Raw genomic sequence first — 20,517 nt, forward strand, 5'->3', positions numbered from 1 at the left:
CAGAGTTTCCTCACGCGAGTACTCACGAACAAGGAAGTCGATCTCCAGTGTCAAATGAACAGCGCTCGAATCAAGAGCAGGTCAAGCGAGTGAAAACCGATGTGGTGCTCGTCGGCGCCGGAATCATGAGCGCAACTCTCGGGGCACTGCTTCGACAGTTGGAACCCGATTGGTCGATCGATGTGTACGAGCGACTCGACGCCGCTGCCGCCGAAAGCAGTGACGCATGGAACAACGCCGGCACCGGCCATTCCGCGCTGTGCGAGCTCAACTACACGCCGCAGAACAAAGACGGTTCCGTCGACATCGCCAAGGCGCTCAACGTCAACGAGCAGTTCCAGGTCTCTCGTCAGTTCTGGGCGCACAGCCTGGAAACGGGCATACTGAGCGACGCGAAGAACTTCATCAATCCGATCCCGCACGTGAGCTTCGTTCATGGTGAGGACAACACCAAGTACTTGAAGGCTCGATACGACGCCCTGGCTTCGAATCCACTGTTCGAAGGTATGGAGTACATCGACAGTCCGGACGAGTTCACGCGTCGACTTCCGCTCATGGGTGCGGGTCGCGACTTCTCCGATCCCGTCGCGCTCAACTGGAGCGACAACGGAACCGACGTCGACTTCGGTGCGCTCACACGCCAACTTCTGAACTACCTCTCCGGGGCCGGCGCCACCGTGCACTTCGGAAACGACGTGCGCAACATCTCGAAGCAGTCGGACGGAACGTGGGACGTCAAGGTGGCAAACCTTCGCACCGGATCCAAAAAGACGGTCAACGCCAAGTTCGTGTTCGTCGGCGCGGGTGGCGGTGCTTTGCATCTGCTCCAGAAGTCGGGCATCAGCGAGATCAAGGGCTTCGGAGGGTTCCCGGTCAGCGGTGAGTGGCTGCGCTGCACCAACCCCGAGCTCATCGAGCGGCACTCGGCCAAGGTGTACGGCAAGGCCTCGGTCGGTGCGCCCCCGATGTCGGTGCCACACCTCGATACACGTGTCATCGGGGGCAAGCCCGGTTTGCTCTTCGGTCCGTACGCAGGATGGTCGCCGAAGTTCCTCAAGGAAGGAAAGCTGACCGATCTACCTTCGTCGGTCAAGCCGGGGAACTTGATGTCGATGCTCGGCGTGGGCGTCACCGAGCTCGGACTCGTGAAGTACCTACTGAGCGAACTGTCGCAGTCGCAGGCCGATCGCGTGGAAACGCTTCGCGAGTTCGCACCCAAGGTTCTCGACAAGGACTGGGAGATCGTCACCGCCGGGCAGCGAGTCCAGGTGATTCGAAAGAAGGGCCGCGGCGGAGTTCTCGAGTTCGGCACCGCGGTGATCAACGCTGCAGACGGGACGATCGCGGGACTGCTCGGTGCATCGCCTGGTGCTTCCACTGCGGTACCGGCGATGCTCGATGTGTTGCAGCGATGCTTCGGAGACCGCTACGAGGCATGGCAGCCCAAGCTCAAGGAGATAGTGCCTTCGCTCGGAGTCAAGTTGGCCGAGGATCGTTCACTGTTCCGCGAGATTTTCGACTGGACCTCGCGTGCGCTCGAGCTGGACGAGTCCTCCCAACTCGCACAGCGCACCGGCCTGTGATAGCAACAGGCCTATGACTACGCAAGCTGCTGCCCTCAAGCGCTCCTGGGCTTTGGACCTGTCCAACAAGACCTTGTACGACCTGTTGAAGCTGCGTGTCGAGGTTTTCGTCGTCGAGCAGGCGTGCGCCTACCCCGAACTCGACGGTCGAGACCTGCTCACCGAGACGAGGCATTTCTGGCTCGAACGTGACGGCGAAGTGGTGTGCACACTGCGTCTGCTCGAGGAGCACGACGACGGCGAGAAGGCCTTCCGCATCGGGCGGCTGTGCACGCAGCGGTCGGCGCGGGGGCAGGGGCACACCACGCGCATCCTGCGCGCTGCACTTGCCGAGGTCGGCTCCTCTCCGTGTCGTATCAATGCACAGAGCTACCTGGTGGACATGTACGCGAAACACGGCTTCCTGCCCGACGGTGAGGAAGTTCTCGAAGACGGAATTCCGCATACGCCCATGCGTCGTGGCGGCGGAACCCCCTGGGGCGAGGCGTCGGGCGGCAGTAACGTCGAACGACGGTAGGGTTCGACCAACGGAGCTGATGCGGGGAAGTCCTGTGTGATTCAGGCGCGGTCCCGCCACTGTGTACGAGTAGGCCGATTGTCGGCAGCCTCGTGAGCCAGATCACCGCACAGCATCGAAACTACTTTGTCCACTTCTTCGGTGGGCATCGAAAGTCCTCGGCGCGGAAACCGAGGAATGAAGGGGATCGAAAGTGCAGCAGGCCGTTGGATCTTCAGAACCCGGTTATCCGTTCAGCGCGATAGTCGGCCAAGACCAGCTTCGATTGTCGTTGATCCTGTGTGCGGTGCACCCAGGAATCGGTGGTGTTCTCGTCCGCGGTGAAAAGGGGACGGCGAAGTCCACTGTCGTACGTGCACTCGCGACGCTGCTTCCGGACATCGAGGACGATGGCGTGACACGGCCGGCCCGACTGGTAGAGCTTCCGGTCGGCGCGACCGAGGACCGCGTGGTCGGATCGCTCGATCTGGAGAAGGTGCTTCGAGACGGAGAACGTGCATTTCAGCCGGGACTGTTGGCCGCCGCTCATCGGGGTGTGCTGTACGTCGACGAGGTGAATCTTCTGCATGATCACCTGGTCGACGTTCTGCTCGACGCGGCTGCGATGGGGCGCGTCCATATCGAACGCGACGGGGTTTCACATTCCCATCCCGCGCAATTCGTCCTCGTGGGAACCATGAATCCTGAAGAGGGCGAACTTCGACCACAGTTGTTGGATCGCTTCGGGCTCGCCGTAGAGGTCGCTGCCTCACGTGACGTCGACATCCGAATGGACGTCGTACGACGTCGGCTGAACTACGAGCGCGACCCCCGTGCGTTTGCTGCTCACTACGCCGACGAGGACGCGGACATCGCCGCACACATCGTCGCGGCTCGAGTCGTACTCGATCAGGTGGAGCTCGACGACACCGAACTTCGTCGAATTGCTGCGTTGTGTGCATCGTTCGACGTCGACGGGATGCGAGCGGACCTCGTAGTGGCAAGAACCGCGTCGGCACACGCGGCATGGCGAGGTTCCCCGAAGGTCGAGGAGTCGGACGTGCGGGTCGCTGCGGAATTGGCATTGCCCCATCGGCGCAGGCGTGACCCGTTCGACGAGCCGGGTATCGACGAGAGTGCACTCGACGATGCCATGCGCGATGCTGCAGAACAGGCAGACTCCGCACAGGCAGACTCCCCGAAATCGGATTCCGGCCAGGAGTCCGACGATCCAACCGATCCCGATCCAACCGTTTCAGGACCGGACCCGGATGACGACGGGGGCGGTGCACCGACACCGGACCAGGCGGATCCACCGTCCGGCAACGGATCTCGTGACCGAGATGCCGCAACGCCCGGATCGCAGTTTCGCGCGCGGTTGATGGAAGTTCCCGGCGTCGGCGAGGGAGCACCCGGGCGTCGCTCCCGGTCGCGTGCTGCGCAGGGGCGGGTCGTGCGCCCGACCACCGAGCGTGGCAAGGGACTTCACCTCATCGGGACATTGTTCGCGGCAGCCGAGGATCAAGTCGCGCGCGGACGAACATCCGGAAAGTTCCGACTCGAGCCTGCGGACCTACGCGGGGCGATTCGTGAAGGTCGAGAAGGCAACCTCATCGTGTTCGTTGTCGACGCATCTGGATCGATGGCCGCCCGCGATCGGTTGTCCGCCGTGACTGGAGCAGTGCTGTCGCTACTGCGCGATGCATACCAGCGGCGCGACAAGGTTGCGGTGATCACTGTTCGAGGGTGTGAAGCCGAGTTGGTTCTTCCGCCGACGTCGAGCGTCGACGTCGCAGTCACACGCTTGCGCAGAATGAAGACCGGTGGCAAGTCGCCACTGGCACAAGGCTTTCTGCGGGCCCGCGAGGTCGTCCTTCGAGAGAAGGTCAGAGATCCGTTGCGCCGTGCGCTCGTCGTCGCGATGACGGACGGGCGAGCGACGGGCGGTATCGATCCGGTCGGGCGCGCACGTATCGCTGCGTCGCGTCTGGCCGCCGACGGCACTGCTTCGGTCGTCGTGGATTGCGAATCGGGCATGGTTCGCCTCGGACTGGCAGCCGATTTCGCCGGGCATTTACAGGGTGGCTACGTGCGGCTCGCCGACCTTTCTGCAGAGCACGTTGCTGCCGTCGTCCGCGCAGCGGCCTGAGAGGACGAGTAATGCCACAGGGAGTACCACTTGCGGGAACAGTTCCCGACGACGGCCTGACGACGCGTCAGCGCCGCAATCAAGCACTTCTCGCAGTGCACACCGGTCCGGGCAAGGGCAAGTCGACGGCGGCCTTCGGGATGGCACTTCGCGCGTGGAATCAAGGATTCGACGTCGGAGTGTTCCAGTTCGTGAAGAGTGCGAAATGGAAGGTCGGCGAGGAATCGACGTTCAAACTGCTCGGCGAATTGCATGAGACGCAGGGCACTGGTGGGGCCGTCGAGTGGCACAAGATGGGCGAGGGGTGGTCCTGGACGCGTAAGAAGGGTTCCGATGTCGACCACGCCGCCGCAGCTGCTGAAGGCTGGGCCGAAATCTCTCGGAGATTGAGCGAGGAGACACACCGCTTCTACGTGTTGGACGAATTCACCTACCCACTCAAGTGGGGGTGGGTCGACATCGACGAGGTCGTCGAGGTGCTCGTGAACCGACCGGGTAACCAACACGTCGTCGTCACCGGACGTGATGCACCGCAGGCGCTGATCGACGCCGCCGATCTCGTCACCGAAATGACCAAGGTCAAGCATCCGATGGATGCGGGCCGAAAAGGTCAGCGCGGTATCGAATGGTGAGCCGTCCCGCTCCCGCCGTCGTGATCGCTGCGCCCGCATCGGGTAGCGGAAAAACGACGGTTGCCACCGGGATGATGGCTGCTCTTCGTGCCATGGGGGACCGGGTAGCGCCGTTCAAGGTGGGTCCGGACTATATCGATCCTGGATACCACTCTCTGGCAACGGGTTTGCCGGGTCGCAATCTCGATGCAGTGATGGTGGGGCGAGAGCGCATAGGTCCGCTCTTCCTCCATGGGAGTGCCGGATGCGACATCGCGATCGTCGAGGGAGTCATGGGTCTCTTCGACGGCAAGATCGACATGACGGGTGCCGGACAGGCTTCCGCGGAGGGGTCGACAGCAGCGGTGGCCGCGATGCTCGGCGCACCGGTCGTCCTCGTCGTCGATGCACGCGGCCACAGTCAAAGTCTTGCCGCTGTGCTGCACGGTTTCTCGACGTTCGACCCGTCGGTGCGGATCGGTGGAGTGATCTTGAATCGCGTCGGCAGCCCGAGGCACGAAGAAGTTCTGCGTCAGGCGTGTGAGCGTGTCGGTGTTCCCGTTCTCGGGTCACTACCGCGGATGTCGGAACTGGCGGTCCCGTCACGGCACCTGGGGCTGATCACGGCGCTCGAACACGGGAGCCGAGCCGGCGCAGCAGTGGACGCAATGGCAGAACTGGTAACACACCACGTCGACCTGGCTGCCGTCCGGGCGTTGGCAAGATCGTCGGTCACCGGTACCGCCTGGAATCCGATCGACGAAGTGGGTGAGCCGAGCGGGTCGGGAGCCGTCGTCGCCGTGGCCGGGGGGCCCGCCTTCACATTCGGTTACGCCGAGCATGTGGAACTGTTGCGTGCTGCGGGTTCGGAGGTGGTGGTGTTCGATCCCCTCACCGACGGATTGCCGGAGCGTACGGCGGGTGTCGTGCTACCGGGCGGGTTTCCGGAGGAACATGCCGAGCAGTTGGCGTCGAACGAGTCTCTGCTGGCGGATATCCGCAGGGCATCGGCTGCCGGATTGCCGATCCACGCAGAATGCGCAGGTTTGCTGTACCTGGCGCGATCCCTCGACGGCCACGCGATGGCCGGAGTCATCGATGCGGAAGCGCGGTTCGGATCGCAGCTCACACTCGGCTACCGCGATGCGGTCGCCTTGGGTGATTCGGTGTTGTTCGAGGCGGAGACTCGGGTGTCGGGTCACGAGTTTCATCGGACTGCGCTCGTCGACTTCGCGGCCGAACTCACACCGGCGTGGGGTTGGCAGAACCCGAGCGCAGCTGCCGGCAAACGCATCGTTCGAGAGGGGTTCGTCCACGGCCGTGTTCATGCATCGTACTTGCATACACACGCTGCGGGGAGTCCTCGATCGGTTCGGAGATTCGTCGAGGCGTGTGACCGGTTCGTGCCTGCCGATGTCTGAATCGGGCCGCGCCGAATCGGTCGTCGTCGGAGTCGGCACGACGGCAGCTGCGACGGGCTCCGATATCGCGGTCGGGTTCGCTTCTGTCGCCAGGCCGCACTGGACCGTGGTCGCAGTTGCGACCCTGGATCGAAAGCACGCCATAGTGGAGTCCTTTGCTCGTTCGCTTTCAGTGCCGCTGAGCGTGTGGACGGCTGCGCAATTGGCTTCCGTTGTCGTGCCGGCTCCGTCCTTACTGGTCGACGACGCCGTCGGGACCCCGAGCGTGGCAGAGGCCGCAGCACTATTGGGAAGCGGTGGAGGCACGCTGATTCTGGGCAAGACGAAGGTGGGTTCGGTGACCATTGCGGTGGCGCTAGCAGCGGTGCCCGAGGAATAGAAGCCTTGCGCGGCCGAGTGGAACACGTTCTAATGTTGCATGCGCTTCGGTCTCGTTCTGTTCACCTCCGATCGTGGAATAACGCCTGCGGCCGCGGCCGCGGCGGGCGAGCGATTGGGATTCGACTCGTTCTACGTACCGGAGCACACACACATCCCCGTCAAGCGTGAAGCGGCGCATCCGCAGACGGGTGATTCTTCGTTACCGGACGATCGATACTCCCGAACTCTCGATCCGTGGGTGTCGCTGGCCGCAGCGTCTGCGGTGACGAACCGAATCGCATTGGGCACCGCTGTCGCAATACCGGTGGAGCACGACCCGATTACGCTTGCCAAAACCATTGCCTCGCTCGACCATCTCAGTGGTGGCCGTGTCGTTTTGGGAGTCGGGTTCGGTTGGAACGTCGACGAATTGGTAGATCACGGAGTGCCCCCTGCCAGGAGACGGACCATGCTCCGTGAATATCTCGACGCGATGCGTGCACTGTGGTCACAGGAGCAGGCCGAGTTCTCGGGTGAGTTCGTCGAGTTCGGTCCGAGCTGGGCATGGCCGAAACCCGCTGGGGGACGCCATATCCCGACGCTCGTCGGTGCTGCCGGTACCGACAAGAACTTTGCGTGGATCGTTCGGTCGGCCGACGGTTGGATCACCACACCCGGTGAGCAGGATATCGAGTCGAGGGTCGTTCGGCTCCAGCAGCTGTGGCGCGACGGCGGTAGGGACGGTTCGCCATACATAGTCGTGCTCGACTTCAAGCCCGACGCAGAGAAGCTGGCGAGATGGGAAGAAATGGGCGTGAGTGAAGTGGTCTACGGAATGCCCGACAGATCCGAGCCCGAGGTCCTCGCATATCTCGAGCGTCTCGCTGTGAAGTTGACCGATCGATTGGCCGTCGCGGACAGCTGAGATGCCCGTAGCGACCGTAAGCGGTGGCGTGAGCGTCCGAGTACAGGCACTGTAGGCACTATGAAGTCTTCTTCGCTCGTACTCGGCCCACTCGTCCGTTATGTCGGTGTCGACTCGGCGACGTTCTGGTTCGAATTCGATGTGCCCGGGACAGTGGCTGTGCGTACCGCCGTCGGAGTGGTGGGGGAAGCGCGCACCTGGGGCGTGTACGGCCACCACTACGCATTGGTCGCACTGACAGGTCTGCCGGCGAACACCGCGATCACGTACGACGTGACGTTCGACGACATGAGGATCTGGCCCGAATCGGGCGCGACCTCGGCTGTTCACACCGGAGATCCTGTCGGCCCCGTGACCTTCGCATTCGGATCATGTCGACGGGGTGACAATTACGGTGACGACTCGCTCCGTCGAATCGGTGCCGACGCGCTTGCCGGTCTGGGTAATCGAATGTCCACCCAAGATCCCTCGGAATGGCCGCAAGCGCTGCTGTTACTCGGTGACCAGGTGTACGCAGACGATCCGTCACCCGAAATCTTGGAAAGACTCCACGCGCGACGGCAAGGCGGGCAAGGGCCTGACAGCGCACGGGGTACCGATGCCGAGAACGAGATCTGCGATTTCGAGGAATACTCCTGGCTCTACCACGAATCGTGGGGTGCCGAGCCGGTGCGCACGCTGTTGGCCAGCGTCCCGTCGTGCATGATTCTCGACGACCATGATCTGCGTGACGACTGGAACTCGTCTGCGTCCTGGCGAAAGGACATAGAAACCCGGCCGTGGTGGAACGATCGCGTGGTCGGTGCATTCTCCTCGTACTGGGTCTATCAGCATCTGGGCAATCTCTCACCCGAAGAACTCGCGCGCGACGAGTTGTACGAGGCCGTACGAACGGCCGCCGACGACGCCACGCGTGAACGCCTACTTTCGGACTTCTCATTGCTGGTCGATCGGGACCCGGCGGCTGGACGGTGGAGCTTCTACCGCGACTTCGGCGACACCCGACTGCTCATGATCGATTCTCGCTGCTCGCGCAATCTCGACCCGAACGACCGGGCGATGGTGGACGAAGCCGAATGGACCTGGGTCCGAGAGCGTGCGCTGGAAGGCTCGCCCAAACATCTTCTGTTCGGATCTTCCCTGCCGTTCTTGATGTTGCCCGCGTTGCATCACCTGGAACAGTGGAACGAGGCTGTAGCGCAGGGGAGTTGGGGCAAGAGGGCGGCCCGGGTAGCAGAGAAGCTGCGTATCGCGCTCGATCTCGAGCACTGGGCAGCGTTCGGTAATTCGTTCTCGGACATGGCAACTCTGACGCGCGAGCTGTCCAGGTCGACGAATCCACCGGCCAGCATCCTATGGTTGTCGGGTGACGTGCACTGTTCCTATGTAGCGTGTGCAGACTTCGGTGTCGGGGGGAAGAAGGTCCCGGCCACCTACCAACTCACGATGTCGCCGTTCCGTAACCCATTGAATCTGCCGATTCGGGCGGTCAACCGGTTGGCCATCAAACGGCCCGTTGCAACCCTGATGGAGAAGCTCGCCCGCGCTGCCCGCGTGGGGCCGGACGATGTCCACTGGGAAGCAAAGGCCGGTCCATGGTTCGACAACGGAGTCATGTTGCTCACCACGGAAGGAGATTCAGCGCGGCTCCGCGTCGAGCATGCGCATCTCGATTCGGCCCGAAAGCAAATCCTGACGACAACGGCAAAGATCGTATTGGCGCCGTGACATAGGATTTGTCCCCGTGGCTCACCTCGAACTCACCGACATCGACTACTTTCTTCCCGACGGCAGACAATTGCTCAGCGGGGTCGGTTTTCGAGTCGGAGACGGCGCGAAGGCCGCTCTCATCGGTCCGAACGGCACTGGAAAAACCACGCTGACACGGATCGTGGCCGGAGATCTCGCACCCGACGACGGAAACGTTGCCAGCTCGGGTTCGCTCGGAGTGATGCGCCAGTTCGTCGGTCAGTTGCGCGACGACTCGACGGTGCAGGATCTGCTGTTGTCCGTTTCGCAGCCGGGGGTCCGTGCCGCAGCGAAAGCACTCGACGATGCCGAGAACGCGATGATCGACGTCGACAACGAGAAGACTCAACTGAAATACGCCAGCGCGCTGTCGGATTGGGGCGACGTCGGCGGGTACGACCTGGAGCCGTTCTGGGACAAGGCGACGATGGCCGCGCTCGGGATGTCGTTCGACCGGGCGAAGTGGCGTGCGGCTTCGACTCTCAGTGGCGGCGAACAGAAGCGTCTCGTTCTCGAAGCCCTGTTCGGAGGACCGGATCAGTTGCTACTGCTCGACGAGCCGGACAACTATCTGGACGTACCGGGCAAACGGTGGTTGGAGAAGACCATTCGCGAGTCCGACAAGTCGGTCCTCTTCATCAGCCACGATCGTGAACTCATCGCCAACGCCGCGACCCGGATCATCACGCTCGAGCCGGGAGTCAACGGCGCGACCTCATGGGTGCACGGCGCCGGGTTCGAGACTTACTACGACGCTCGCGAGGATCGAAATGCCCGACTCGACGAGCTTCGTCGTCGGTGGGACGAAGAGCGCATCAAACTCCGTGCGCTCGTCCTGCGCCTTCGGGAGAAAGCGAAGTTCAACGACGGTATCGCCGCCCGCTATCACGCTGCCCAGACGCGGCTTGCGCGGTTCGAAGACGTCGGCCCACCAGAAGCGGTGCCGGTCAAGCAGAAGGTCACGGTACGACTGCACGGCGGTCGCACCGCGAAACGCGCGCTGGTATGCACCGCTCTGGAGCTGACGTCGCTCATGAAACCGTTCGACGCCGAAGTCTGGTTCGGTGACCGAGTCGCGGTTCTCGGGTCCAACGGTTCGGGTAAGTCGCACTTTCTGCGGTTGCTGGCCGCAGGAGGCACCGATCCAGAACGGGAGCACGAACCGGTCACCGAACTCGTCCTCGATCCGGTCCCTCACACGGGGACTGCAGTTCTGGGCGCTCGCGTGCGCCCCGGGTTGTTCGCTCAGACCCACACCCGTCCCGACTTGAACGGCAACACCTTGCTCGACATTTTGCACCTGGGCAACGAGCATCGTGACGGCATGGGTCGCGAGGCAGCGAGTCGGGCACTCGATCGCTACGGACTCGCCCGTGCTGCCGAACAGCTCTACGACAACTTGTCCGGTGGCCAACAAGCGCGCGTTCAGATCCTGTTGCTCGAGCTGTCCGGTGCGACGCTCTTGCTTCTCGACGAGCCCACCGACAACCTCGATCTGATGTCGGCGGACTCCCTCCAAGACGCCATCGCGGCATTCGAGGGGACCGTCATCGCGGTCACCCACGACCGTTGGTTCGCCCGCAGCTTCGAGCGGTTCTTGGTCTTCGGATCCGACGGTCACGTCTACGAATCCGACGAGCCAGTATGGGACGAAACCCGAGTCGCGCGGGCGCGGTAGCGTTTGCTCTCGTGGATGCCACTGATTCTCCCTACCTCGTCGGCCTGAATCTGTCAGGCAAACGCGTCGTTGTGGTCGGCGGCGGGACCGTCGCGCAGCGGCGACTGCCCCTGTTGATCTCTTCCGGCGCCGAAGTGCACGTCATCACCCGGGTTGCGACTCCGGCCGTCGAAGCGATGGCAACCGCTGGTCAGGTGACGATGGAACTGCGTGACTTCGCCCCTGGCGACATCGACGGAGCCTGGTACGCCATCGCCTGCACCGACGAGGCCGAGACGAATGCAGCGATCGTGGCCGAAGCCGAGAAGTCGAGGATCTTCTGCGTTCGCGCCGACATCGCTCGAGACGGAACCGCCGTCACCCCGGCATCTGCGGATTACGACGGACTCACTCTCGGCGTCTTGGCCGGCGGTGAGCACCGGCGCTCGGCATCGGTGCGCAACGCAGTTCTCGAAGCTCTCCAGTCGGGGCTGATCACCGATTCGGCGCACGTTCCACTGACCGGCGTGGCCCTCGTCGGCGGAGGTCCGGGAGATCCCGATCTGATCACCGTCCGCGGCCGCCGACTCCTGGCGTATGCCGACATCGTCGTAGCCGACCGTCTGGCGCCACCGGAGCTACTTGCCGAATTGGGCCCACACGTCGAGGTCATCGATGCATCGAAGATTCCGTATGGCCGCGCAATGGCACAGGAGGCGATCAATCAAGCATTGATCGATGGAGCCAAGGCCGGCAAGTTCGTTGTCCGCCTCAAGGGCGGCGACCCGTACGTGTTCGGTCGCGGATACGAAGAATTGGAGGCACTTGCCGAGGCCGGGATACCGGTGACGGTGGTCCCCGGAATTACAAGCGCGATTTCGGTGCCGTCGGCGGCAGGCGTTCCGGTAACGCACCGCGGCGTCACCCACGAGTTCGTGGTCGTGAGCGGCCACCTCGCCCCTGAACACCCCGACTCACTGGTCGATTGGGGAGCGCTCGCACGATTGAAGGGCACGATCGTGCTCCTGATGGCGGTCGAACGCACCGACAAATTCGCTGCGGTGCTCATCGAAGGTGGACGACCTGCCTCGACGCCGGTGCTGGTAGTGCAGGAGGGGACGATGCGCACTCAGCGTGAGGTCAGAGCCGATCTCGCGACGGTGGGCCGGCGCGTGAAAGAAGAGGGAATTCGCCCACCGGCAATTGTCGTAATTGGAACCGTTGCGGGTTTCTCCGTAGACCCTCGGTAACGTGAACTCCCGTGCCTGACCAATCGCAGCCCGCAGCGCCCACGACGGACATCGTGTACCCGGTGACGACCAGGGCTTTCGGCCTGGCGATCATCGTGCTCAGCGGCCTTCAGCTGATGGTGGTTCTCGACGGGACGGTGGCAAACCTGGCGTTGGCGCCACTTCAGGCGGATCTGGGCTTGAGCGATGCCGGCCGCAACTGGGTTCTCACCTCGTACGCATTGGCCTTCGGCGGACTGATGCTTCTCGGTGGAAGACTCGGTGATGCGTTCGGTCGAAAGAAAATGTTCCTCGGTGGCGTCGTCCTGTTCACCGTGGCATCTCTTCTCTGTGGGTTGGCCATCAACGAGGCAACGTTGGTGGCTGCGCGTGCCCTGCAGGGGGTTGGAGCGGCAGTAGCGTCGCCGACGGCGTTCGCCTTGGTAGCGACGACCTTTGCGCCCGGACCGGTTCGGAATCAAGCAATCGCGATCTATGCGGCGATGACCGGCGTCGGGTCCATCGCAGGCCTCATCATCGGCGGCGCCCTGACCCAGGTTTCGTGGCGCTGGATCTTCCTCATCAACGTGCCCATCGGCATTGCAATCGCCATTCTGGCCATGGTGTCGCTGAAGGAAACTGCGGGCGTTCGGCTTGCCCTCGATTTCCCCGGCGCGATCCTCGGCACGCTCGGCTGCACGGGTGTCGTGCTTGCCTTGAGTGAGGGAACCGAACTGGGGTGGTCGAGCCCGCTCGTCATCGGCTCACTGCTCGGCGGACTGATACTGCTCGGACTGTTCCTGGTCGTCGAGCGGAGGGCCGATAACCCGCTGTTGCCGTTCTCTCTGTTCGCGAACAAGAACCGTGTGGCCACGTTCGTCGCGATCTTCTTCGCAGGCGGAGTGATGTTCTGCCTCGCTGCGTTCGTTGCGCTTTTCGTCCAGGACATCCTCGGTTACAGCCCACTCAACGCAGGTCTGGCGTTCGTTCCGTTCGCATTCGGTTTGGGTGCTGCAGCGTTCATCACCTCGAAGCTCGTAGTTCGGATACAGCCCCGGTGGTTGGTCATGTCGGGCAGCGCCATCATGGTGGGGTGGTTGTTGTTCTCGGTCGCGACGATGAACGCAGACTCGTCGTACTTCCCTGGAATCTTTTTCCCGGTCATCGGGATCGGCTTCGGCGTCGGTATGGCGTCGATACCGCTGCCGCTGTGTGCCATCGCCGGCGTCCGCGCAACCGAGATCGGCCCATTGACAGCAATCGCTCTGGTGGCTCAGACCTTGGGTGGTCCCGTTGCACTGGCAGTGGTGGGTGCATTGGTCACCTCGCGAACAATCTCCCTCGGCGGAACCACCGGCCCGGCCACCCTGATGAACGAAACCCAACTCGATGCACTGAGCTCCGGTTACATGTTCGCCCTGTTCTGCTGTGCAGTGGCTGCGGTCGTCGCGGGACTCGCCGCGTTCTTCATCAAGTTCACCCCGCAGCAGGTTGCTCGAGCCCAGGCTGCGCAGGAAGATGTGCTGTCGACGTAGCCGTCGATGCGCAGTCCGCGGTCAGACGCCGAGGACGCTCATGGCGATGAGAAAGTAGATGACGAGTCCGGTGGAGTCGCAGAACGTCGAAACGAACGGCGTCGAGAAGACCGCTGGATCGACGCCGATCTTCTTCGCGAGAAGCGGCATCGCACCGCCGACTGTCGCAGCAAGTGTGCAGATTACAAACAGGGTCGACCCGATGACGAACCCCAGATCCCAGTCGTAGACCAGCCCGGCGATGGTGAAGCCGAGCAACCCGAGCATTCCGCCCATCGTGGCACCGACGCGCACCTCCCGAAACAGCACTGCGGCGATATCACGTGGACGCACATCGCCGACGGCCAGTGAGCGTGTCACCGTCGTCGCAGCCTGCGCCCCGGTGTTGCCGCCGGTACCCGTCAACAGAGGAATGAACAACGCCAAAGTCACCACCGCTGCCAGCGCGTCCTCGAACACCTCGAGCACTTGCACGGTCAGGATTGCCGACAGTGCGAGAACCAACAGCCAGACAATGCGAGATCGCACGATCGACATGACCGGCGTACCGAGATACGGCCTGCGAAACGGTTCGGATCCGCCTGCCCTCGCGGCGTCCTCGTCCTCTGCCTCTTCGATGATGCGAGCAGCCTGCTCGATGGTGAGAATCCCGATCAGACGATTTTCGGAATCGACCACGACGACAGCCGGGCTCCGGTACTCCAGGCACATGCGCGCGGCGTCCTCAGCAGACATATCTGCCGCTACCACAGGCTGCGCCGTCGCGAGATCCTGGACCCGATCTGCGGGATCGGCGGTGGCAACATCGGCAAGGGTCACGACACCGATGAGACGTCGGCTCTCGTCGGTGATCGGCAGCAGATACACCGACTCGGCTTCGGATCCGGTTTCGCGAACCTGTTCCAGCGCTTCATGAGCAGTGGTCGCTGCGTGGACGCGGATGTATTCCGGACTCATCCGCCTTCCGGTGGAGCCCTTCGCATACCCGAGCATGGGCGCGGTCAAGTCTCGTTCGCTCGCGGACAAGCCCTGCATGAGGCGGCGTGCGACATTAGAGGGCAGTTCGTCGACTAGTTCGACTCGGTTCTCGGAGCCGAGTTCCTCGAACAGAGTGATCACGTCGTTCTCGCGTAGACCGCCGAACAGCTCTCCGCGAACCGAGGCTGTACCCGGTGCTCGGACGGCCTGCTGTACGCGGTACTCGTGAAACGAATGTCGTCTCGCTACGCCAAATCCGCGTCGTCCGCTGCCGCGTGCCCCGACTCCCATCCTTCGGCATCCAACCTCGGACCGCGCATGGTCCGCACTCGTGGGAAAAGTCGGTCGAACTCTTGCTCCACAGCGACCGTCTGAGCCGCCAGTATCGGTAGTAGGTTGCCGGATTGTTCCGACGCTTCCTCCACCGCGTGCGCATCGGCCTCGCCGAGCCGTTCGCCGATCCTGACCCCGTATGCATAGAGAAAGGCCTTGCCGAATGCTGCCGAGGCAGAACCTTTACGTCGTTTGGCTATGGGGGAGTGCGATAGTGAGCGTGTCGCCTGGATCAGCAACGAGGTGAACATGATCTCCGTCTGCTCGATGTCGACGGGTGATCCGACGAGCGTTGCAATCGCGTACTCCGGATCCCAGATGCTCTTGACTCGGTTGACCGTGCTCACCGCATGTAGCAGTTGGGCTTTTGGTGGTGCGTGGGGGTTGTCGACATGTAGTCGTCTGCTGATCACATCGACATTTCCTTCGGTCAGCAACAGCGAATCGATGGAATATCTGGTCATCAACTCCTGCGCTTTGGCGGTGAGTGTCTCCGCCTCTTCCTCGAAATCGGTGGCGTCGGCCTTGGCGAGCAGGCCACGGATCTTGCCGAGCATCTTGGTGTTCGGAGATCCGCTCGCCGGCCCGGACTTCGCGGTTCGGCCGGCCCGCCGAACCGGCCACTGGGACGGAAAGGGTCCGATTCGGGGCCACTGCGGAAGCGTCTGCCATTGGCCCAGCAGCGCAAGTACCGCAATCCACTGATCGTTGGCGGCAATGTAATCCGTTTTGCCACTCGACTTCAGCAGTGCAGCAAGAAAACTCGGTGAGGCCGTCAGTGGCCCCGCAGACTTCGGATAGGCCGCGCAGATGTCGGAGAGTTGGTCGACCCAGTTCTCGGGCGCCCGATCGCGCGAGTTCGTCAGATCCGATTGGTGAAGCAGGACCGCAGCAGCGAGCGAGGACACTGCGAGCGTCTGCTGACGCTTGACGACATGCAGAAGGTCGAACGGTTGCCAGCCGGCCTCGTACATCGTCTCGATCATGTTCGTCAGCGCCAACGATGCCAGTGCCGAGGCATCGTGGTCCTCCAACGCGATCAGACGATCGACGACTTCATCCACGCGCCGCAGATCCCGACTCTTGCCATAGGACACGTCGGCGCCTTGTCGGAGTAGATCCGGGACCGGGTTCATCTGGTGAGGACGATCAGTTCGGTCGCCGATGCGACTTCCACGCTCAGACCGGCACGAGAGGCAACTCGGGCCACCGCACGCACGTTCTTCGGCTCGGCAGTGGTCAGGGTCAGCGCACGCGCCAGGACGCCCTTGTGATGCTTGTTGAAGTGGCTCACCACAGATCTGCTGCCATCGGGTTTCTCGGTCAGAACCGTTGCCGTGATGGCGCCCGGCACCGGGCCTAGTTGCTGGTACGTACCAGAACGAAGGTCGACGACCAGTCCATCGGATTGCGCAGCCACCGCGTCCGCCAACTCGGGCTTCCAATACGACCGAAGGGTGCCGAAGCCAGGGATCGTCGATCCACCGGACAGTCGGTAGTACGGAATCGGATCGTATGCACGTATGGCCCCGAACAATGCAGATCCGATCCACAACCTTGCCGCCGCCCGAGCACGACCGGCTTTCGTGAACGAACGCGCGTCGAGAGCGTCGTAGAGGACGCCGGTATAGCGGCTCAGCGCGGGTGTTGTGGGGGAACGCCACAGGGCGGCGTTACGCTCGCTTTCTCCGGTTTGGGTCGGTCCGAGACCCAGCGCGGCCTTCGATGCCTCGGGATCGGCGGCCAGCTCCACGAGCGCGTCCGCCAGCTTCTGTCGGAGCGGATCGAGCTCGGGTAGCGAGAGAACTTCCAGATCCAGGGGCGAGCCGTCGCCGCCGTCCGATTTGGTCTCGGATGGGGGCAGCAGAATCAGCACGGGGAGCAACGTTACCCACCCGCAGAGCACCGACTACGCTCGTACCCCGTGATCACCCGTCTTTCGCAGCTCTTCCTCCGCACTCTTCGTGACGACCCCGCCGACGCCGAAGTCGACAGCCACAAGCTGTTGGTTCGTGCAGGTTACGTTCGTCGTATCGCGCCGGGTGTGTACTCCTGGCTGCCGCTCGGCCTGAGAGTGCTGCGCCAGATCGAACGAGTCGTTCGTGAAGAGATGAACGCGATCGGTGCGCAGGAGATCTCGCTACCGGCGTTGCTGCCGCGCGAGCCGTACGAGACCACCAATCGATGGACCGATTACGGCGACGCACTGTTCAAGCTGAAGGACCGTAAGGGCAACGACATGTTGCTCGGTCCCACCCACGAGGAACTCTTCGCATTGATGGTGAAGGGTGAATACAACTCGTACAAGGACCTCCCGGTCACGCTCTATCAGATCCAAACCAAGTATCGCGACGAGGAACGCCCGCGCGCGGGCATTCTGCGCGGACGCGAGTTCGTAATGAAGGACTCCTACTCGTTCGACATGGACGAGGACGGGCTGAAGCGGTCCTATGCGGCACACCGCGAGGCCTACCAGAAGATCTTTGCTCGGCTCGGGGTCAAGTACGTCATCGTGGCGGCGACATCCGGCGCGATGGGCGGAAGTGCATCCGAGGAATTCCTCGCCGAGAGCGACATCGGTGAGGACACATACGTGCGGTGCATCGAGTCGGGGTATGCGGCGAACGTAGAAGCCGTCACGACTCCCGCGCCGCCATCGTTGCCGATCGAGGGGCAGCCTGCCGCCGTCGATCACGAGACGGGTGACACACCCACCATTGCCACGTTGGTCGAGTGGGCCAATTCGGTCGATCTTGGCCGCACAGTCACCGCCGCGGACACGTTGAAGAACGTTCTGCTCAAGGTGCGCAACGCAGAAGGGGAGTGGGAGTTGCTCGCGGTCGGCCTGCCCGGCGACCGTGAGGTCGACGAGAAGCGCCTCGAAGCGTCCCTCGAGCCTGCCGAATTCGCGCTGCTCACCGACGCGGACTTCGAGGCCAATCCGTTCCTGGTGAAGGGCTACATCGGACCACGTGCGCTGCAGGCCAACGGCGTTCGCTACCTCGTCGACCCCCGTGTCGTCGACGGTACGTCGTGGATCACCGGTGCTGATATCAAGGGCAAGCATGTAGTTGGCCTGGTGGCAGGAAGAGACTTCACCCCGGACGGCACCATCGAAGCCGCCGAGGTACGCAATGGTGACCTGTCGCCGGACGGCCGCGGCCCGTTGGTCAGTGCGCGCGGAATCGAAATCGGCCATATCTTCCAACTCGGCTACAAGTACACCGACGCTTTCAAGGTCGATGTACTCGGTGAGAGTGGCAAGCCCGTTCGCCTCGTCCAGGGTTCCTATGGCGTCGGCGTTTCGCGTCTGGTCGCCGTCGTCGCCGAGCAGATGCACGACGACAAGGGGCTGCGTTGGCCGGCAGAAGTATCTCCGGCAGACGTGCACTTGGTCATCGCCAACAAGGACGAAGCGGCACGTGCCGGTGCCGAGTCCATTGTGGCGGCACTCGACGCGCAAGGCCTGGACGTGCTTTTCGACGATCGGAAGGCATCGCCGGGCGTCAAGTTCAAGGACTCCGAACTTATCGGAGTGCCGGTCGTAGTCGTCGTCGGTAGGGGATGGGCCGAGGACAAGGTCGAACTCCGTGACCGCTTCACCGGTGAGAGCCGTGACCTCGATACCGAGACTGCTGTCGCCGACATCGTCGAAACGGTACGTGGAAAATTGTGATCGTGTGGTTCGGCGGTTCGGGTCTGTTACTGACTGGTAGCTTCGGGGCAGCCGACTAGGAAAGGTGACCACATGGCCCACCTCACGTTGTTCGATCCCGCGACGTACGATCCGACCCAGTTCGACGACGAAACGCGGCGCCAGTTGCGATCGCTGATCGACTGGTTCGAGGATCGAGGCAAGGCCAGATTGCTCGCCGACGACCTCGAAGCCGTCTGGACCAGCGACTTCCTCGACTTTGTTGCCAAGGAGAAGTTGTTCGCGACGTTTTCGACGCCGGCGGCATATGCCGCGGGCGACTCCGACAAGCGTTGGGATGCCTCTCGTAATGCTGCCCTGAGTGAAGTCCTCGGCTTCTACGGACTGTCCTACTGGTATGCCTGGCAGGTCACCGTACTCGGACTCGGACCGATCTGGATGAGCGAGAACGAGGAGGCCAAGCGCCGTGCAGCGCGAGCGCTGGACGGCGGGTCCGTGATGGCGTTCGGGCTGTCCGAGCGCGCCCATGGTGCCGACGTCTACTCGACGGATATGTTGCTGCGGCCCTCGGACGAAGAGGGCGTCGCGTTTCGGGCGTCGGGGGAGAAGTACTACATCGGCAACGGCAACGTCGCAGGCATGGTCTCGGTGTTCGGTCGCCGCACCGATCTGGATGGGGCGGATGCCTACGTGTTCTTCGTCGCGGACAGTAGTCATCCCGAATATGTTCTACGTGACAACGTGATTCACGGCCAAATGTTCGTCAGCACGTTCACCCTCGAGGACTACCCGGTCCGAGCCGAGGACATTTTGCACATTGGTGCAGACGCGTTTTCCGCCGCTCTCAATACCGTCAACGTCGGTAAGTTCAACCTCTGCACGGGTTCGATCGGCATCACCGAGCACGCGTTCTACGAATCGATCACGCACGCGCACAACAGGGTTCTCTACGGCAACCGGGTTACCGAATTTCCGCATGTGCGTGCAAGTTTCGTCGACGCCTACTCGCGACTGATCGCGATGAAGCTCTTCAGTGGGCGGGCAGTCGACTACTTCAGGTCCGCAAGCCTCGAGGATCGGCGATACCTGCTGTTCAACCCGATGACCAAGGCCAAGGTGACCTCCGAAGGCGAGACCGTGGTCAGGTTGCTGCACGATGTGATCGCAGCGAAGGGATACGAGAAGAACACGTACTTTCGCGAGGCCGCACAGATGATCGGAACCCTTCCCAAGCTCGAGGGCACGGTGCACGTCAACGTCGCGCTCATGCTCAAGTTCATGCCGGCATACATGTTCGCCCCGATGGTCTACCCCGACGTCGACACGCGTGACGACGCTTCCGACGACGCGTTCTTCTTCGCTCAGGGTCCCGCACGCGGAGCGGGGAAAGTGCGATTCCACGACTGGGAGTCGACGTACGAAAAATTTTCACATGTTCCCAACGTGGCACGGTTCTACGAGCAGGCTTCGGCCTTCAAGACGTTCCTGACCGACACCGCACCCGATGAAGCCCAGCAGAAGGATCTGGACTTCCTACTCAATGTGGGGCACCTGTTCTCGTTGGTCGTCTACGGCCACCTGATTCTGGAATCGGCCGAGAAGGTCTCCACCGAGTTGCTCGATCAGATCTTCGACTTTCAAATTCGTGACTTCTCCGGTTACGCAGTTGCTCTGCACGGTAAGCCGTCCTCTACCGAGGCACAGCAGGCGTGGGCGCTTGCCGCGATCCGCAAGCCGGTGGTCGATCTCGCTCGCTTCGACGCAGTGTGGTCCGAAATAGTGTCCTACGACGGCGCGTACGAAATGAGGGGCTGACTCAGCCGAGTCGGCAGCGGT

Annotated in this window: 16 protein-coding genes and 1 riboswitch; of the genes, 13 read left to right on the top strand and 3 right to left on the bottom strand. The window is 62.6% G+C overall.

Annotation, left to right across the window (positions count from 1 at the left end):
• Positions 1–47: 47 nt before the first annotated feature.
• The 11 genes from mqo to QMK32_RS14030 all read left to right on the top strand — a co-directional run bounded on the left by mqo (position 48) and on the right by QMK32_RS14030 (position 13,715).
• A complete protein-coding gene (gene mqo / locus QMK32_RS13980; RefSeq protein ID WP_283475654.1) occupies positions 48–1,583 on the top strand; it encodes a malate dehydrogenase (quinone) in 1,536 nt (511 codons plus the stop codon).
• Between the two features lie 13 nt (positions 1,584–1,596).
• A complete protein-coding gene (locus QMK32_RS13985; RefSeq protein WP_269303551.1) occupies positions 1,597–2,100 on the top strand; it encodes a GNAT family N-acetyltransferase in 504 nt (167 codons plus the stop codon).
• A gap of 13 nt (positions 2,101–2,113) precedes the next feature.
• A riboswitch (adenosylcobalamin-variant (AdoCbl-variant) riboswitch) is annotated at positions 2,114–2,216 on the top strand.
• Positions 2,217–2,293: 77 nt separating this feature from the next.
• Complete coding sequence (locus tag QMK32_RS13990; protein ID WP_283475655.1) at positions 2,294–4,228, top strand: magnesium chelatase subunit D family protein; 1,935 nt, start codon at positions 2,294–2,296, stop codon at positions 4,226–4,228.
• 11 nt (positions 4,229–4,239) lie between these two features.
• Positions 4,240–4,860: a cob(I)yrinic acid a,c-diamide adenosyltransferase gene (cobO, locus tag QMK32_RS13995; RefSeq protein ID WP_136169266.1), complete on the top strand. Its 621-nt coding sequence runs from the start codon at positions 4,240–4,242 to the stop codon at positions 4,858–4,860.
• Positions 4,854–6,260, top strand: coding sequence for a cobyrinic acid a,c-diamide synthase CobB (locus QMK32_RS14000; RefSeq protein WP_283475656.1), 1,407 nt, complete (start codon positions 4,854–4,856; stop codon positions 6,258–6,260). The genes cobO and QMK32_RS14000 overlap by 7 nt, the downstream gene beginning before the upstream one ends.
• Positions 6,253–6,639 (top strand): cobalamin biosynthesis protein, encoded by a 387-nt coding sequence (locus QMK32_RS14005; RefSeq protein ID WP_283475657.1) that lies wholly within the window; start codon positions 6,253–6,255, stop codon positions 6,637–6,639. The genes QMK32_RS14000 and QMK32_RS14005 overlap by 8 nt, the downstream gene beginning before the upstream one ends.
• Before the next feature lie 39 nt (positions 6,640–6,678).
• Positions 6,679–7,545, top strand: coding sequence for an LLM class F420-dependent oxidoreductase (locus QMK32_RS14010; RefSeq protein WP_283475658.1), 867 nt, complete (start codon positions 6,679–6,681; stop codon positions 7,543–7,545).
• A gap of 60 nt (positions 7,546–7,605) precedes the next feature.
• A complete protein-coding gene (locus tag QMK32_RS14015; RefSeq protein WP_283475660.1) occupies positions 7,606–9,273 on the top strand; it encodes a DUF7800 domain-containing protein in 1,668 nt (555 codons plus the stop codon).
• Positions 9,274–9,289: 16 nt separating this feature from the next.
• Positions 9,290–10,972, top strand: coding sequence for an ABC-F family ATP-binding cassette domain-containing protein (locus QMK32_RS14020; protein ID WP_283475661.1), 1,683 nt, complete (start codon positions 9,290–9,292; stop codon positions 10,970–10,972).
• Between the two features lie 11 nt (positions 10,973–10,983).
• A complete protein-coding gene (gene cobA / locus QMK32_RS14025) occupies positions 10,984–12,201 on the top strand; it encodes a uroporphyrinogen-III C-methyltransferase (RefSeq protein WP_502943602.1) in 1,218 nt (405 codons plus the stop codon).
• A gap of 11 nt (positions 12,202–12,212) precedes the next feature.
• Entirely contained in the window at positions 12,213–13,715 is a 1,503-nt protein-coding gene (locus QMK32_RS14030) for an MFS transporter (protein WP_502943603.1), read from the top strand.
• Between the two features lie 21 nt (positions 13,716–13,736).
• Here QMK32_RS14030 and mgtE read toward each other — a convergent pair whose 3' ends face one another.
• The 3 genes from mgtE to yaaA are packed head-to-tail and all read right to left on the bottom strand — an operon-like array spanning position 13,737 to position 16,902.
• A complete protein-coding gene (gene mgtE / locus QMK32_RS14035) occupies positions 13,737–14,984 on the bottom strand; it encodes a magnesium transporter (RefSeq protein WP_283475663.1) in 1,248 nt (415 codons plus the stop codon).
• Complete coding sequence (locus QMK32_RS14040; RefSeq protein WP_283475664.1) at positions 14,939–16,162, bottom strand: DUF2786 domain-containing protein; 1,224 nt, start codon at positions 16,160–16,162, stop codon at positions 14,939–14,941. Before QMK32_RS14040 ends, mgtE begins: the two co-directional genes overlap by 46 nt.
• Entirely contained in the window at positions 16,159–16,902 is a 744-nt protein-coding gene (gene yaaA / locus QMK32_RS14045) for a peroxide stress protein YaaA (RefSeq protein WP_283475665.1), read from the bottom strand. Before yaaA ends, QMK32_RS14040 begins: the two co-directional genes overlap by 4 nt.
• A 48-nt stretch (positions 16,903–16,950) precedes the next feature.
• Between yaaA and QMK32_RS14050 the strand changes: the two genes are divergently transcribed.
• Both QMK32_RS14050 and QMK32_RS14055 read left to right on the top strand, forming a co-directional pair.
• Entirely contained in the window at positions 16,951–18,702 is a 1,752-nt protein-coding gene (locus QMK32_RS14050) for a proline--tRNA ligase (RefSeq protein ID WP_283475666.1), read from the top strand.
• A gap of 72 nt (positions 18,703–18,774) precedes the next feature.
• Positions 18,775–20,496, top strand: coding sequence for an acyl-CoA dehydrogenase family protein (locus QMK32_RS14055; protein ID WP_283475667.1), 1,722 nt, complete (start codon positions 18,775–18,777; stop codon positions 20,494–20,496).
• Positions 20,497–20,517 lie beyond the last annotated feature (21 nt).

It is taken from the genome of Rhodococcus sp. H29-C3 (assembly GCF_030063405.1).
GTDB lineage: Bacteria > Actinomycetota > Actinomycetes > Mycobacteriales > Mycobacteriaceae > Rhodococcoides.

Coding starts and splice junctions, on each gene's coding strand:
- QMK32_RS13985 (WP_269303551.1), top strand. CDS start 1,597: ATGACTACGCAAGCTGCTGCCCTCAAGCGCTCCTGGGCTTTGGACCTG.
- cobO (WP_136169266.1), top strand. CDS start 4,240: ATGCCACAGGGAGTACCACTTGCGGGAACAGTTCCCGACGACGGCCTG.
- QMK32_RS14000 (WP_283475656.1), top strand. CDS start 4,854: ATGGTGAGCCGTCCCGCTCCCGCCGTCGTGATCGCTGCGCCCGCATCG.
- QMK32_RS14005 (WP_283475657.1), top strand. CDS start 6,253: ATGTCTGAATCGGGCCGCGCCGAATCGGTCGTCGTCGGAGTCGGCACG.
- QMK32_RS14010 (WP_283475658.1), top strand. CDS start 6,679: ATGCGCTTCGGTCTCGTTCTGTTCACCTCCGATCGTGGAATAACGCCT.
- QMK32_RS14015 (WP_283475660.1), top strand. CDS start 7,606: ATGAAGTCTTCTTCGCTCGTACTCGGCCCACTCGTCCGTTATGTCGGT.
- mgtE (WP_283475663.1), bottom strand. CDS start 14,984: ATGGGAGTCGGGGCACGCGGCAGCGGACGACGCGGATTTGGCGTAGCG.
- QMK32_RS14040 (WP_283475664.1), bottom strand. CDS start 16,162: ATGAACCCGGTCCCGGATCTACTCCGACAAGGCGCCGACGTGTCCTAT.
- QMK32_RS14055 (WP_283475667.1), top strand. CDS start 18,775: ATGGCCCACCTCACGTTGTTCGATCCCGCGACGTACGATCCGACCCAG.